General features: G+C 58.6%; 10 protein-coding genes and 1 pseudogene. 3 read left to right on the forward strand and 8 right to left on the reverse strand.

All coding sequences use genetic code 11. From position 1 onward, the window contains the following. Window positions 1–101 precede the first annotated feature (101 nt). Complete coding sequence (locus tag TQ98_RS13435) at window positions 102–380, forward strand: hypothetical protein (protein WP_044871353.1); 279 nt, start codon at window positions 102–104, stop codon at window positions 378–380. 355 nt (window positions 381–735) lie between these two features. Here TQ98_RS13435 and TQ98_RS13440 read toward each other — a convergent pair whose 3' ends face one another. The 3 genes from TQ98_RS13440 to TQ98_RS13450 all read right to left on the reverse strand — a co-directional run bounded on the left by TQ98_RS13440 (window position 736) and on the right by TQ98_RS13450 (window position 2,469). Then, window positions 736–1,446 (reverse strand): TetR/AcrR family transcriptional regulator, encoded by a 711-nt coding sequence (locus TQ98_RS13440; protein ID WP_052659158.1) that lies wholly within the window; start codon window positions 1,444–1,446, stop codon window positions 736–738. A 432-nt stretch (window positions 1,447–1,878) separates the two neighbouring features. Beyond that, window positions 1,879–2,082 (reverse strand): GDCCVxC domain-containing (seleno)protein, encoded by a 204-nt coding sequence (locus TQ98_RS28115; protein ID WP_082073154.1) that lies wholly within the window; start codon window positions 2,080–2,082, stop codon window positions 1,879–1,881. A gap of 39 nt (window positions 2,083–2,121) precedes the next feature. Further along, window positions 2,122–2,469, reverse strand: a complete 348-nt coding sequence (locus tag TQ98_RS13450) for a mercuric transporter MerT family protein (protein ID WP_044871352.1) — start codon at window positions 2,467–2,469, stop codon at window positions 2,122–2,124. Between the two features lie 74 nt (window positions 2,470–2,543). Between TQ98_RS13450 and TQ98_RS13455 the strand changes: the two genes are divergently transcribed. Then, window positions 2,544–2,942 (forward strand): MerR family transcriptional regulator, encoded by a 399-nt coding sequence (locus tag TQ98_RS13455; protein WP_044871351.1) that lies wholly within the window; start codon window positions 2,544–2,546, stop codon window positions 2,940–2,942. A 675-nt stretch (window positions 2,943–3,617) separates the two neighbouring features. Here TQ98_RS13455 and TQ98_RS13465 read toward each other — a convergent pair. From TQ98_RS13465 to TQ98_RS13490, 5 genes and pseudogenes are all read right to left on the reverse strand, one after another. Further along, a complete protein-coding gene (locus TQ98_RS13465) occupies window positions 3,618–3,896 on the reverse strand; it encodes a DNA binding protein (RefSeq protein ID WP_044871349.1) in 279 nt (92 codons plus the stop codon). A 336-nt stretch (window positions 3,897–4,232) separates the two neighbouring features. Beyond that, window positions 4,233–4,478 carry a hypothetical protein gene (locus tag TQ98_RS13470; RefSeq protein ID WP_044871348.1) on the reverse strand — a complete coding sequence of 82 codons (246 nt, stop codon included), beginning with the start codon at window positions 4,476–4,478 and terminating at the stop codon, window positions 4,233–4,235. Window positions 4,479–4,697: 219 nt separating this feature from the next. Beyond that, a pseudogene (locus tag TQ98_RS13475) lies at window positions 4,698–7,000 on the reverse strand (EAL domain-containing protein). Further along, window positions 6,997–8,670, reverse strand: a complete 1,674-nt coding sequence (locus tag TQ98_RS13480) for an ATP-binding protein (RefSeq protein WP_052659156.1) — start codon at window positions 8,668–8,670, stop codon at window positions 6,997–6,999. The pseudogene TQ98_RS13475 and the gene TQ98_RS13480 overlap by 4 nt, the downstream one beginning before the upstream one ends. Before the next feature lie 606 nt (window positions 8,671–9,276). Then, a complete protein-coding gene (locus tag TQ98_RS13490) occupies window positions 9,277–11,847 on the reverse strand; it encodes an EAL domain-containing protein (protein ID WP_044871346.1) in 2,571 nt (856 codons plus the stop codon). Window positions 11,848–12,387: 540 nt separating this feature from the next. On the opposite strand from TQ98_RS13490, the gene TQ98_RS13495 reads away from it, so the two are divergent. Further along, entirely contained in the window at window positions 12,388–14,268 is a 1,881-nt protein-coding gene (locus TQ98_RS13495) for an EAL domain-containing protein (RefSeq protein ID WP_044871345.1), read from the forward strand. The last annotated feature ends 57 nt before the right edge of the window (window positions 14,269–14,325 follow it).

The raw sequence follows: 14,325 nt of genomic DNA on the forward strand, positions 1-14,325 counted from the left end.
CAGCGCTATGCCTGTGCCCCGCTGCATACTGTAGTGGCGCTATGGCATGAGCGTGGGGTAGGTTCTAGAGCTCGGCATTGGGCCGGTGAAGGAAGAGTTGAATGGCCGTCCGTATGTATAAAGTCCTGGAAGAGCATCTCTTCGAGGTGGAAGGGCTCGATTTCATGGTTAAAGGAAGAATCTCTCATTCAGATCAGCTTCCACCAGAGGTCGGCGGCTACTACTGGGAGATCAGCCATTTTTACAAACCAACTGAAGGAGCCACCGGCCCCTATTACCCCTCGGTGCGGAACGGGAAAATACTCGAAGCCGCTAGGCAAGGGCTCTTCTTCTACGCGAAGTCGTTCCGAAACATTGGAGTGGTTGCAGCGAAGTACTGATGGGACGAGTTGCTCACACCACCCTGGCAATGCGATGACTGCGCCAGCAATGACTCGACCTTTGCTTTGTGGAAGGATGCCGCCTACGTACCCATCTCTTGCCGACTAATGCGATGAGCAGAGAGTGGAGGTAGCGTATGCAGAGTCCTTTCGATGAGAGGCCATCCTAGCCAACGCGTGAACACTAGAGTTCCTTTGACGATGGAGCCAAGCCAGAGCACCCCGGGCCCAGGTAGTTCGATACTTCCTTATCGTGAGCCACTCTGCGGAGGGCGACTTTTCCGTGCTGACTTTGCACGAAGGAACGGAATGGTCTATGGCCTTATGGCCATTGTTGCCGTTGGGACTGACCTGCTCACCCATACACGCCAAACAGGGTCAGTCCTGACATGACTTCTTCCACAAGTCCATTCAGCATTGCGGCCACCAGCAGGCCCCCGCCGCTTATGGATACGGACGTGATTTTCGACACCGTCCGGCGTGGCGGAGCGCAACTGGCGATGATTGAGGTAAGGCTGTTAACTGCATGATCCTGGTGAATATGGCCCCGAACCATTTCGTGAAAAATGGCTTCTGCCGCACCTCGGATGCTCATACAACGCAAATGTAACTCCTCGCGTGTAAGCCCCGAATAAGGCGCCAAGGCATTCACGCAAATCTCGGAATAATGGTACGTCAGCTGTTGTCGAATGACGTCTAGTTCTTCACTGCCGAGCAGCGCCGCAGAAAGTGCGTGCCACTCCCTTCCACCATCATCAATGCTACTCATGTAGGCTTCACTGATTGCGCGCGCAATGCCTTCCAGACTGGGTGCTGCATGCGACAGCTTGGTCAGTAGACGCTCCACTTGCAGCGGTTCGAGTTGCTGGAAGAGCGCAGTGATGAGCCCCGTGCGTGTTTTGAAATGTCGGTAGGCAAGTGCGTGCGTGACGCCGGCCTTGTGGGCTAACGCGCACAAGGTCAGTCCCTCAGTGCCGTGTTCGCTCACCATTGCGAAAGCTGTTTCAAGTAACTGCTTCTTTCGCCGCCCCTTCGTCAGGCGTACCGCAGCGTAGGCACTCATCATTGGAACCAACCATTGGCAAACGCGGTTCTTTTAATATTCCAAACAGCGTAGAGATGCTCGGCGGACTTGCACGACCGGCCACGTTGCCAGGTCGACGAAAGTTGACCGTTCGCTAAATCAGGCAGGATGGCCGGAATCGTTGCACGGTGAGGCCCTTGACGGTCAACGCGGAGTGCTTGCGCTCCACCGTGGCCGCGCCAAACAGATTTGAGAACAGTCTCCAGGCATGGGCTGGTGTTTCGCGATTCATGGTCTCTTGCTTGAAGGCTCAGCCTGCTGGCTCGAATGCACGGGCAGCGTGCCGTGCTTTTGGGGGGCGCTACCCATTTGGTGTGGGCGATTTGGGTTGTCCACTCGCTTTCCATGGTTACCTCCGTTTCTGGATGCGTTCTGGTGTAACGCTTGCCGGTTTGACAGTGGATGCCATTCGGCTCAATACCGTTGCTGCTGGCGCGGCGGACATTTCTCGGACCCATAGGAGCAAAAGACGCAGCAATCGCCCGGCTTGGGCCGCAGGAGGGCTTTGCACTGGCTGCATTCATGGAAGTACACGCAGGCGTCGGTGGGCATCGTCACCCGCATAGTGAAGCCACAGGTCGGGCACTTGAGGACTGATTCGAGCCTAATGTCAGGCATCGCGACCTCCCTCGCTGCTAACGGAAAGATTTTCCATACTTAGCGTAGCAACGGCGCGAACCAAGGCGCCGCGAGCAAGACCAGTAGAAGGGTTGTCGTCCACCAAAACCACTGGCGCTGCCGTACCAGTGCCCGGCGCTGCACCGCTGACCCGTTTACAACACAGGGCGGTACCAGATAGAGGCGAGTGAGCGCTAGCCCGAGGCAGAGCAAGGTCAACCCGGCCAGCGCGGGGCGATAGGGCGAGACCTTGGATAAGGCCAGCACCCAAGCGCTACTACCCCTCCCCAGCGCTATGAGTACTGCGGGGATGTAGCAGCACGCCGAAGCACCGACCCCGGCCAGCAGGCCGGCCAACAACGCGCGAGTCACCGTGATGACGGCCATGGCGAATGTCTGGCGATTACGTATCGACGATCTAGTCTAAATCCTGTACCTAGGTACGGATTCAAGAGGCTGCTATGACCGAACAACTCAGTATTGGTGGGCTGGCTGCGTTGGCTGGCATTGGGGTTGAGACAGTCCGCTACTACCAGCGTCAGGGTCTACTAGAGCAGCCAAGCAAGGCAGCGGGTGGGCAGCGACGTTATGCGCCCGACCAGGTCAAGCGGCTGCGCTTCATCAAGCGAGCCCAGTCACTGGGGTTCACCTTGGCAGAGATCAGCGGTCTCCTCCAGTTGGCCGATGGCCATTGTTGTGCGGAGGTTCGGTCACTGGCCATCCACAAGGTACAACTGATCGAAACGAAGCTGACCGCGCTCTTAGCAATGCATCAAGCGCTGAATGGGTTGATACACAAGTGTGACGCGAACTCAGATACCATGAGTTGCCCGATCATCGACCTGCTCAACCGGAATTGATCGCGAGCGGCCGGCAAGGTCGCCAGAACTCCCGAGGAAACCCCGCAGGCCTCCGGATTTCCTGGGGAACCGACCGCCTCTCAGGCCCCACCATGACCGTAGTCGACATCACGGTCAGCCCCATCATCGGCGCCACGGCCCACACGAAAAGCTTTGCCCACATCATGCCCCGGGCCGTCATCTGCAGCATGCCCGGCATCATGCGGTGCGCCGGCCTCATGGCTAGCACCTTGATCGTCGCCGTCCTGCGCCCCGCGCTATTCCCACCGTGTCCTGAACCGCGGTGCCCCCGTACTTTCCGGAGCCGGAGAGCCTGACGTGCTTCAGCTGTTGCGAGCCGATTGATCACGCGGCAGTTCGTTTTGATGGGTATGACGCGCCAGGCCTTGGGCGATCACTGTATCTCCACCGCGTCTGCGCCTCGGAAATGGGCCAACGCCTCATCTGTGATGGCTCGCCGAACCGCAAGGTGAAATGATCTTCGCGCTGCCATCAGCTGCAATTCGGCCCCCGATAGAGGGGGGTATCTTTGCCCACCCTCTCAGGGGGCAACTGCGCTTCCGGCAGGTTAAACCGCTGTCGGGAGCGCTTTCATGTTGGGCGGCACCATCCAGTGTGTTGCCTGCGCGGGTCGAGCCAGGTCTACCACCGCGCGTGTATCGCTCTGCCTAAAGGCTAGATTGGCTCGATCAGCCAGCTTTCCACGGTCGCCTCGCCATACTGCAAGATCCAAGCTCGGTAGGTCAGATTTTTGCCTGCCCGGAGGTGAATGCAGTGGCCGTTGAATGGGTTCCGGTAGGTCTTTTTAGCTTGGCGCTTGGGGCCGGTCGTCTGCTGTGGCGGCGGGCGGCCAGTCAGGATGTGCAGGGTTTCGCGAGGTCCGAATTGATATTCGGTCATGAGGGCCTGGAGAGCGGACAGGAACTGGCGATCAGCTTCCGAGAGAGTAGGCATCCTTTCCCTCCTAAACGCGCTGCCACGGCGACATGGGCGCCGTGGCAGCCAGGGGAGACACGCTTAGCACTTTACAGCGTAGTCTAAGTTTCGGTCATCAGGACCACGATGGCCTCGCCAATGAAATCAGCGTTGGCCTCAAGGATGTCGAGTTGCCGGCGTACGGCATCGCAGGTTTCGGTGGAGCCTCGCTGCTCAATTCAGATGCCTAACTCCGTGACGGCGGCGCCCAGGGCGAGCTGGTTCATGTGCAGGCGGTGAAGCAGGGCGGGGAGCAGGTCGGGATCGACCCTGGCAACCTCCGGAGCAGAGGTTGAAAGTTAGTCCAATGGTTGCTCAGCACTCCGCCGAACTGAACCATGGTCTGCCGCATTGATCGATCTGATTCAACTTGCGCAGAGCATCTTCGGCCGCCTCAACGGCATCGGCACGGCGGATGAAATAGGAACGGTCGTAGACCTGGTGGAAGCGAGGCTCGTCCTCACTGTTGTGCGCTTTGATGGCAACGAAGGCCAACACGTGGTCGCCATTTATGCGGGTCTCGGTCCAGGCGGAATGCCCTGGGAAGTCGTGTCTGATCATCGGGAACCCTCCTCTTGAGGGTTAAATAGGTCCCCACTATCTACCCGATGATGTCACATTGCTCTCAGTCATTTTTCTATCTGACGAAGGGTACAAGGACGCCATTAACGCAAAGCCCCGCACCGGCAGGCGAGGCTTTTCGTACTTCGTCTGAAAGCTGTATCGAAGGCGCGAAGTCGATCACGAGGATGCCCTCGTTGGCGATTCCAGCAGCGATGCTCACGCTAAGGACTCCGGAGGAACCCGCAAAATTCCGTGGGGAAGGCTCGTCTCGCCGCATGGTGTATTGGGAACGATGCTGCCCTGTTGTAGGAGCTCAGTGGCGCGCTGACCGTCTACGGCTTCGCTGAAGTAATAACCCTGTGCCTGCGTTGTAGACCCTGTCGAAATCAGCAAGGCACGTTGCTCGAGGGTTTCTACTCCCTCGGCGATGATTCCAATACCGAGCTCACGGGCGAAGTTGATGATGGCTCGTATCGTCGTTGCACTTTCAGGATTTTTAGTGGCCTCGTGAATGAACGACTGGGCGATCTTGAGATGGTTAACGCGATAGGTCTTTAGGTAATCGAACGACGAATACTCGGTACCGAAATCGTCAATGGCGATCTTTACGCCGAGCTCACGTAACTGCGGGAGCACATCGTTTCGTGTCCATTTGGTCTGGGCCAGCGTGGCTTCGGTCACATCGAACTCCAGGTCGGATGGGGCCAGCCCCCACTTCTGGATAGTGCTGGCAACGTCATGGACGAGTTCACGGCCGCGCTTGATCTGGGCGAGCGAAAGATTGATTGCGATTACCGGCGGCGCCGTTCCGCTATCGCGCCAGGACCGCATTTGCCGGCACGCACGCTCAAGCACCCAATGCCCGAGCGCCACGATAGTGCCGGTTCTTTCCGCTACGGGGATAAAAGAGCTGGCCGGGAGAAGGCCCTGCGTGGGGTGGTTCCACCGAACCAGAGCTTCCATGCCCAAGATTTTTCCGGAAGACAACTCGACCTCGGGCAGGTAGTAGAGCTCTAACTCGTCCTGATCGATCGCTCTTTTCAAGTCATTGGCAAGCGTCACGCGGTTGAACACTTCCTGGTCGAGGTCTTCGGAGTGGAAGTGGTACTGGTTGCGCCCCTCGTCCTTGGAGCGGTAGAGCGCCAGGTCGGCCTGCGCCAACATGGTGTCGGCTCCCAGACTACTGGCTACATAAGGGCAGATCCCGATGCTGGCGGAGATATGAACCTCGTTGCCGTTGAGCGAGTAGGGAAGGGCCAGTGAAGCCTGAATTTTTTCCGCCAGTGCTGCGGCATTTGCCGGCTCAGACATGTCCAGCTGCAGTATTGCAAACTCATCGCCGCCCAAGCGCGCGATCACATCGCTCGCTCGTGTGCAGCTCCTAATGCGCTCGGACACTTCCTGCAGCAGTAAATCGCCGACTGGATGTCCCAAGGTATCGTTGACTGTCTTGAAGTGGTCGAGGTCCAGGTAAAAGATCGCAAATGGGGTAGCACCGCGCTTGCTCGCTGCGAAGGCTTGCCTTAGGCGCTCGATGAAGGTCGCCCGGTTTGCCAAACCAGTGAGGCCATCAGTGCGCGCAAGCAGGGCGATTTTTTCCTCTGCTGCTTTGCGCTCAGTGATATCCAGAATGATCCCTTCGACCTCGATTAGTCGTCCTTCCTTGTTACGAACAGGGATGTAGCGGTTTTCAACCCAGCGATAGGTGCCTTCGCCGGTCCGCAGACGAAACTCGATGGACGCGCCATGGGCGTCCTTTTCCAATACGCGCTCCATTGCCGCGTCGACCTTGGCTTGATCCGCAGGATCGATGAGGTCTTTCGCCCAGTTCGCCGAAGCCACCAGTTGGGCCGCATCGTGGCCAAATTTCGTGATGTTGTGCGAGATGTACATCAGCGGGAAGCGGGCTCACCTCGCAAGCGGTAGAGGATTGTCGGGCTGTTCTGAACAATGATGTTGGCATCGGAGAGTTCTCTGGTTCTCTCTTCGACAGCCTGCTCCAGGGTATTCATTTTGAAGGCGGCGTCTTGCGTCATCTGCCATTTGACGGTCAGAGCGCTGGCCATTTGACGGATTTCGATCGCATCAAACGGTTTTTTCAAGATGAGCAACCGGTCGCCCAGTTCCAACTGCTCGGTTATCTCTTCCCACGAGTAATCGGAATAGGCAGTGCAAAGCGCAATCTGTAGTAAGGGATCGACTTGCCAAAGACGTTTAATCGTCTCAACTCCGTCCCAACCGGGAGGCATGCGCATGTCGATAAAGGCCATGGCAAACGGACTGTTTTCCGCCTGCGCATGCTCGACCATGGCCAGGGCTTCCTGCCCTTGATGCGCATAATAGAGTTCGAAGAGTTGCCGTGTTGGCGGGGCATCGCCAAACAGCACGGCCTCGGCCGAGAGCAATGCGGATTCGCTTTCCAGGCTGGGAGCGAGAATTTTCTGGAAGTCCTGGTGAATCGCTGAATTGTCGTCGACTATCAGGATGCGCCGATTGCCAGTGCAGGGCTGATGGTTCACGTGGCAACCTCCAGCGGAGTAAGTGGCAGCTCTAGGGTGAAGGTCGCTCCAAGGCCAGGGCCGTCACTGTCGACCCTTAGCGATCCACCCAGCTCCTTGGCGGCCAAGGCGCCGCTGTGCAAGCCGAAGCCATGTCCGTCCTTGCGAGTGGTGAAACCGTGATTGAAGATCCGGGTGAGGTTTTCGGCGGTAATCCCTATACCGTTGTCGGCGACCAGTACCCTGACTTGGCCATCACCGCTCGTCAGGCGTATTTTCAGGCGTTTGTCCGTACGCCCTGAGTCATCGCAAGCCTGCCTGGCATTGGTCACCAGGTTCACCAGGATCTGCAGGACCTTGTGCTTGTCGAGCGTGACTGGAGGTACCTCTTCAAGGTCCAGAGTCACAGCCACGCCATGACGGTTTAACGAGCTCTGGTTCAGGCGCAAGCTGTCTTCCAGTAACTCTCTGATGTTGACGATTTCCTTGACGCCAGAGGCAGTGGCAAAGCTTTGTTGCATCGCCACAATTCCCTTGATGTGCTCGATATTCTGGCGCAGGAAATTCAGCTCTCTGACGCTGTCTGCCTGCTCGCAGCGCAGGTGTTCGGAGAGTTGAAGCAAATAGCTTGGCAGAAGCTTGCCGCGAGGGTCGTCGGTCAGGTAGGTCCCCAGCTCAGGCTCGTGCTCCTGGAGTAAGGCAACAGCTTTGATCAGCCCCGAGAGCTTTGACTTGCCGATATTGTCTGTCACGAGTGTGGCGGAGATATTGACGCTATTGAGTACGTTACCGACGTTGTGCAAGACCCCCGTGGCAACTTCTGCCATACCGGCCTTTCGTGAGGCTTCAACCAGCTGTTTGTGTGCATGCTCCAACTGCTCGGTGCGCTCTTTTACACGGTTCTCCAACTCATCATGGGCGATCTGGAGAGCTGTTTCAGCTTCTGTAAGTGCGGCAAAGCTGGTCGCTTGCTCTGAGCGCCAACGGTGCAACTTGCTCCAGACCAGTAGCCAGGTGATGAATAAGGTGATGATGGAGAGGATTGCCGCGGTGACGAAGAAAACAGCTTGGTTGTGCTTGTCTCGTTGGCTAGCGGCGAGCTCTGCCCGGATAGACTGAACGAACTGGGCGATTCCCTTGGCGTAGATGCTCTTTTGGGCCTCATATTCTTGGCCAAGCAAGAGCGACTCTGCTTGGTCGGGGTGGTCAGCTCGAACCAGATCGAAGGCCAGATTCTCCATTTCTACGAGTCTTAGATTTGCAGCATCCATCTGTTTGGTCGCCTCGGCGCGCTCAGGCAAGGTCGCGAGCTTGAGGACTTCTTTGATCATTGCATCCAATTGGGGTTCGAACTGGCGGTAGCGCCTCTCCCACTGCAGATCACCTGTGGTTGCCGCCATGCGGGCGGACATGGTTAGCACCTCATCCAGGTGGACGATGCCTCCGCTCAGCTCCTGAAGGTGCAGATCGCGCACCTGAACTGCAGTGACATTGCGCAGCGAATCGAGCGCGAACAACAGCAAAGTGAGCAGCACCACTACTGTGAGTGTTAAACCGATGGCCAGCCATTTGAGCGGAAACGGGGTGCCGGTGCTGGTTTCCAGCCCGCTTGAGGTCTGAGCAGAGGGGAGAATGTTTTTCAGACCGAGAAATACCGGCGAGCCTTTTTCTCCATTGAACGAGAGATGCATGCTGGCTTCCCTTCCAACTGATGCTGCGGCCACTGGGCAACTCGGGCACTCTGGCGCATGCTTGCGTGGTATGAGTGAAACGAACCTCCAAGCTTTGTCTCGCCAGAAAACACGGTACAACTCCCGATCAGTGTAGGCGCTGTGCGTGAGTTTGCTCGTTACGGATTCTGAGAGGCCTTATCGCCAAGCAGCACGCTGCAATGTTGGTGCACACAGGATTGAACGGTTCTCCCGCGCGCCGTTGATAACCCATTGGAACATTCCCGTCAGTTGGTACCCCGGGACACGGAGCGGCCAGCTAGATTGGAACCAACATCTGAAGGGGAATGCCGACGGTGAAATGTCCGGTTTGCGGTGAGGAAGCGAAAGAACAGCCAGCGATAGCCGGGCGGCGCGCAATCTCGTGTCCGGGCTGCGGCGCTTACGGGGTGTCCGACGGCCTTCAATTCATGCTGGACCTCGGGCACTGCTCGTTTCATGTCAGGCAGACGAGAATGCGGCTGATGGAGAGGGTGGCCCGAGGACTAGACCCGCTCCTGACAGTCGGGGACGACGACCTTCTGCGCTTCGACTAGGCAACCTCTCGATCGTCCCTAACCCCTTGGGTTATGCCTCGTCTCGCGACAGGGCTTCCCGGCTTAGCAACGGCTGAAGTTCCTCCAGGGGCAGGGGGCGGCTCAATAGGTACCCTTGCACTTCGTCGCAACCCATCTCCTTGAGCGTCCCGAGCTGCTGGGTGTTTTCCACCCCTTCGGCAGTGACCTCCATGGACAGGGCATGGCCAAGCCACACAATGGCCAGGATGATGGCCAGCCCTTTATCCGACTCTTCCATCTGCGCAACGAAGCTCTTGTCGATCTTCAGGGTGTCGAATGGGTATTTGCGCAGATAACTGAGCGAGGAATACCCGGTCCCGAAGTCATCCATGGACAAGCGGACGCCGAGGGCTTTCAGATCTTGCAGGGTCGACAAGGCAAGCTGTGCATCCTCCAGCATCATGCCTTCAGTGATTTCGAGCTCCAGGCGACCAGCGGGAAGGCCGGTTTCCTCCAGGGTGGTTCGCACCAGTTCGACTAAGTCGGGGCTGCGGAATTGGTCGGGTGAGAGGTTCACCGAGACAAAGATGGGCTCGGGCAAGTTCGCTGTCTGCCGGCAGGCGTGCTTCAGAACCCAAGTGCCCAGAGCGGAGATGAGATCCGTTTTTTCCGCCAGAGAAATGAAATGGCTAGGACCCAGCAGTCCGAGTCGAGGATGCTGCCAGCGCACCAGCGCCTCGATACCAATCAATTGTTGGTCGCTTGCCCGATAACGCGGCTGGTAATGCAGACGCAGCTCTTGCCTGCCGATGGCTGAGCGCAGTTCGTGTTCCAGCTGCTTCTCCTCGACAATGCGCCGTTCCATCTCGGGTGTGTAGAAACACCAGCGCCGGTCCTTCTCGTTCCTGGCCTGATAGAGCGCGACTTCCGCGGCACGAATCAACTCGGCGGCGCTGCCTCCTGGCGAGGGCAGGGCGATACCGATGCGCACGCTGAGAAACACCTGCTGCTCGCCAACCCAGAAAGGCTGCTCCACACACTTGATGAGACTCCCGCACAACGGCTCGACATACTCGGCCAGTCCGAAACTGCCATTGAGCACGACAGTGAATTCATCACTGCAATGTCGGGCAAGCATGTCCTCTTGGCGCAAGAAGCTTTCCAGGCGCTGTGAAAGGCCGATCAGCATCTGGTCGCCCACACCACTACCGAAACTCTCGGCAACATTTCGCAAGCGATCGAAACCTATGCTCAGCACGGCGATCGAAGCGCCCGAATCGCCCTGATTCTTAAGGAAGCCCGCGAGTTGCTCCTTGAGGTAGCTGCGGTTAGGCAGGCCGGTCAAGGGGTCGTACCGCTGGAGCTGCTGAATGCGGGCCTGATTCTCGACCTCCGCCGTGATGTCGCGGGCAGCCCCTCGGTACCCCTGTACGGTAGTCTCTCCGATCACTCGGACCACCACGCTGCAGAGGCAGTACTTGCCGCCCGCCGAACGGTAGCTGCAGGGCTGTGGCGTGTGAGGGGCGATTTTCGCGAGTGGACTGGAAGCCCAACTGGGCAAGGACTCGGACTTGAATGTCAGCAAGTCATTCAGGGGGCGGCCGAGCCAGGCCTCAGGCGCATGACCGGTTACGGACTGGAAACGACCGGACAGGTAGGTCAGACAAAGTTGCGCATCGGTTTCCCAGAACCAGTCGGAACTGATTTCGGCGATGTCCTGGAACCGCGCTTCGCTTTCCGCCAACGACCTGTAACTCGCATCCAATTTTCGAGCGGCCGCCAGGAACTGACGCATGGCCAACCCGGCGAGTACCGCCACGATTAAGGTCACGGCGCCAATCAACGGCAGCATGACGGTCAGCAGAAGCTCCCCCGGGCGCCCAGGATTCCAACTCAGGTTCAGGTTCGTGTCACCGTCCACAAGCAGCGGGAAAGCCGGAGCGTCCTCCTGATCGGCTACGGCCCCCTGGGTCACCTGAAGCCCCGGCAGCGCGTATTCCTCGGCCAGTTTCTGCAGTTTTGCGGGAGTCAGGACGTCGATGAACACCAGAACGGATGACTTCCCCGGCACCGCCTGCACCAGAGGATCCCCGCCGGTGGTCAGGGCGGCGGCAGCTACCAGGGCTGCCCCCCCTTCCACAGGGAGCACCGCTACGGCCGTGCCTTCATCGCCAGCCCGGGTCCTGGCCTGCTCCAGCAAGGCGGACGCCGAGCCCTTTATCCAGTGTTGGAGTTGCATCGTCTGCAACTTGCCCTGGATGACGGAATAGACGGTGCGGTCATCAGGGCCGATCACAAAGACACCTTCGTAACCGAATTTCTCGTAGAGCGTGTCGCCAAGATTGCGTCGCGTGTAGGCCCAGTCGAGATCGACACTGGCGTGCAGGTTACGGTAGGCGTCGCCCCAGAACGCGTAGTCGGCGATGGATTTCTGAAGGTTCGCCTGCCGGGTATTCAGCGCTTTTTCGACGAAGAATCGACCTTGCTCGCTGGCCTGCTTGTCCAGTTGATGGGCGATCCTGATCAGCATGGAGCAGGCCAGGACCAGAACCAGGACCAATAGGCTGCCGAACAGGAGGGCCGCTCTGCATGCAACGCCGACGTTTGCACCTTTTCCTGGTAGACCGGTTCTGACATCCATGTCCTGGCTTCCTTTATCGCAGAAGACACTGCGTGACATGTGGGGGAGGCATGTGCCGACAGAGAATTCGCTCGCCAAAGCGTCCCAGCGTCCCGTCGCAAGCATGCCGCACGGGTGGGGCAGAGATGGCCCCGCCGCCCATGATGTGTAGCACTCTAGGTGATGTCAAAGTAATTGCCCTGCAGGTGTCCACTGCAGTCTTTTCGTACTGTGGGGTGCTGCGCATTAGGGAAGCGATTTGGCTCGGCACATCCTGAAACGTGCAAGAGGTCCATCCGATGCTGTAAGGGGGATAGGGGAGTCTTCCGGTATCTGGCTAGAGAGCACTGGCCCCTGGTACAGCGAACTGGCGCCAAGACACTGCAACGCCAACAAAGCGCAATGTCGATTGGCCATTGCCCGAATCCGTCTACACTGGTCGTAGCCTAAGGCGCTTCTCACTGGACGCGCAGTTCGCATTTCGAGGGGCGAGCGAATTCCAGCGAATCGTCGTCGGAAGATGGCACCGAGATGCCGCCGCGTTCCAGGGAGAGGGCTCCGATGCAGCCTGCAGGAACCATCAATCGCAGGATTCTCGTGGTGGATGACACGCCGTCCATTCATCGGGACTACCGCAAGATTCTCTGTCCGGAAGCCGATGGGACAGGGACTTTGTCATCGCTGGAGGCGACCCTGTTCGGGTCGTCGCGAAAGTCCATGACCACCGATTTCGACGTGGACTTCTCCTTCCAGGGGCAAGATGCGCTGGCATTGGTGGAGACCGCACTGGCCGAAGGCAATCCCTATGCGATGGCATTCGTTGATATGCGGATGCCGCCGGGTTGGGACGGACTGGAGACCATCGAGCGACTCTGGCAGGCGGATCCGCTCCTACAGGTTGCACTCTGCACCGCCTATTCCGACCACTCCTGGGAAGTCATTGCACAGCGCCTGGAGCTGGCGGATCGGCTGCTGATCCTGAAAAAGCCCTTCGATGCGATCGAGATTCATCAGATGGCCTGCACGCTGACGGCGAAATGGCAGCTGAGCCACGAAGCGGCAATCCGGATGAGGGGCCTGGAACGGCTGGTAGAGGAAAGGGCGCTGGAGTTGCTGCAGCTTTCCCGGCAGTTGCGCTACGACATCCTGACTGAATTGCCCAATCAGACGGCCCTGCACGACTGTCTCAGCGAACTGCTGGCGGAGCATGGGGGCAGTGGGGAGCGTCTCGCGGCGATCTTCCTGGGTATCGATCGATTCAGACGTATCAACCATGCCCTGGGCAACGCGATGGGAGACGAGTTACTGAAGTCCGTCGCCGATTTCCTGAGCCGCTGGACGGGCAAGGCGGAAACAGTTTTTCGTATTGGCGGCGACCAGTTCGTGGTGCTGCTGCCAAGACTCGGCAGTCGGCCATCCATTAGCGACCTGGCCGAAAGTCTGCTGGCGAGTCTACGGATGCCCCAGACCATCGCGGGGCAGAGCCTCAGCATCACCGCCAGCCTGGGTATCGGCCTTTATCCGGACCACGGCGTCGAGCCCGCCAGCCTGCTCCGCAGTGCAGAGGTCGCTATGCACGCAGCCAAGGCGGATGGCCGTGATGGCTTGCGATTCTTTTCGGCAGAGATGAACGCCCAGGCTCGCCAGCAGCAGTCACTGGAAGCGGGGCTCCGCCAGGCACTGGAGCATCAGGAGTTCGTCCTCAACTATCAGCCCAAAGTGCTCCTCGAGACAGGGGCGATCGTCGGCGCGGAGGCGTTGATTCGCTGGAACCGCCCCGGCCATGGGATGGTTTCTCCGGCGCTGTTCATCCCGTTTGCAGAGGAAAGTGGCTTGATCGTGCCCATCAGTAGGTGGGTGATGCACGAGGCCTGCCGGCAAGCCCGTGCTTGGCAGGATGCTGGGTTGTCCGGCGTCATTCTGTCGTTGAACGTGTCGGCCCTGGACTTTCACCAGAAGGACTTTCTCCAGGGGCTCCGCCAGGCGCTGGAGGAATCCGGTATCGAGGCCGGTTGCCTGGAGCTGGAAATCACCGAGGGCGCCTTGATGCGGGACATCCAGGCGACTATCGGCGTGCTCTACGCCATCAAGGAAATGGGATTGCGACTCGCGATCGACGATTTCGGCACGGGATATTCCAGCCTCAGTTACCTGCGGCATTTCCCGGTGGATGTGCTGAAGATCGACCAGTCCTTTGTGCGCGATATCGCTACGGACGCCAACGATGCGGCATTGGTACGGGCCATCATCAGTATGGGACGCAGCCTCGGGCTGGGCACCATTGCAGAAGGCGTGGAAACCCGGGAGCAACTGGCATTCCTGCGGGAGCACCACTGCGACGAAGGTCAGGGCTATCTGTTTGGTCGTCCGGTGGACGCCGAAGCATTCAAATTGCTCCTGCAGCAGGAGCACGCAGGCCGCCCATTGGTTCCATTGGCTTGAGCCGCCCGGTCGCCACCAAGCGGGCTGGGTAATGACGAGGAAGAACACAGATGTTCG

It is taken from the genome of Pseudomonas sp. LFM046, assembly GCF_000949385.2.
In the GTDB taxonomy this organism is placed as follows: Bacteria; Pseudomonadota; Gammaproteobacteria; order Pseudomonadales; family Pseudomonadaceae; genus Metapseudomonas.

Excerpts from the sequence above, each read along its gene's own strand:
- TQ98_RS13470 (WP_044871348.1), bottom strand. The coding sequence starts at position 4,478 with ATGATCAGACACGACTTCCCAGGGCATTCCGCCTGGACCGAGACCCGC.
- TQ98_RS28115 (WP_082073154.1), bottom strand. The coding sequence starts at position 2,082 with ATGCCTGACATTAGGCTCGAATCAGTCCTCAAGTGCCCGACCTGTGGC.
- TQ98_RS13490 (WP_044871346.1), bottom strand. The coding sequence starts at position 11,847 with ATGGATGTCAGAACCGGTCTACCAGGAAAAGGTGCAAACGTCGGCGTT.
- TQ98_RS13455 (WP_044871351.1), top strand. The coding sequence starts at position 2,544 with ATGACCGAACAACTCAGTATTGGTGGGCTGGCTGCGTTGGCTGGCATT.
- TQ98_RS13465 (WP_044871349.1), bottom strand. The coding sequence starts at position 3,896 with ATGCCTACTCTCTCGGAAGCTGATCGCCAGTTCCTGTCCGCTCTCCAG.
- TQ98_RS13450 (WP_044871352.1), bottom strand. The coding sequence starts at position 2,469 with ATGGCCGTCATCACGGTGACTCGCGCGTTGTTGGCCGGCCTGCTGGCC.
- TQ98_RS13480 (WP_052659156.1), bottom strand. The coding sequence starts at position 8,670 with ATGCATCTCTCGTTCAATGGAGAAAAAGGCTCGCCGGTATTTCTCGGT.
- TQ98_RS13435 (WP_044871353.1), top strand. The coding sequence starts at position 102 with ATGGCCGTCCGTATGTATAAAGTCCTGGAAGAGCATCTCTTCGAGGTG.
- TQ98_RS13495 (WP_044871345.1), top strand. The coding sequence starts at position 12,388 with ATGCAGCCTGCAGGAACCATCAATCGCAGGATTCTCGTGGTGGATGAC.
- TQ98_RS13440 (WP_052659158.1), bottom strand. The coding sequence starts at position 1,446 with ATGATGAGTGCCTACGCTGCGGTACGCCTGACGAAGGGGCGGCGAAAG.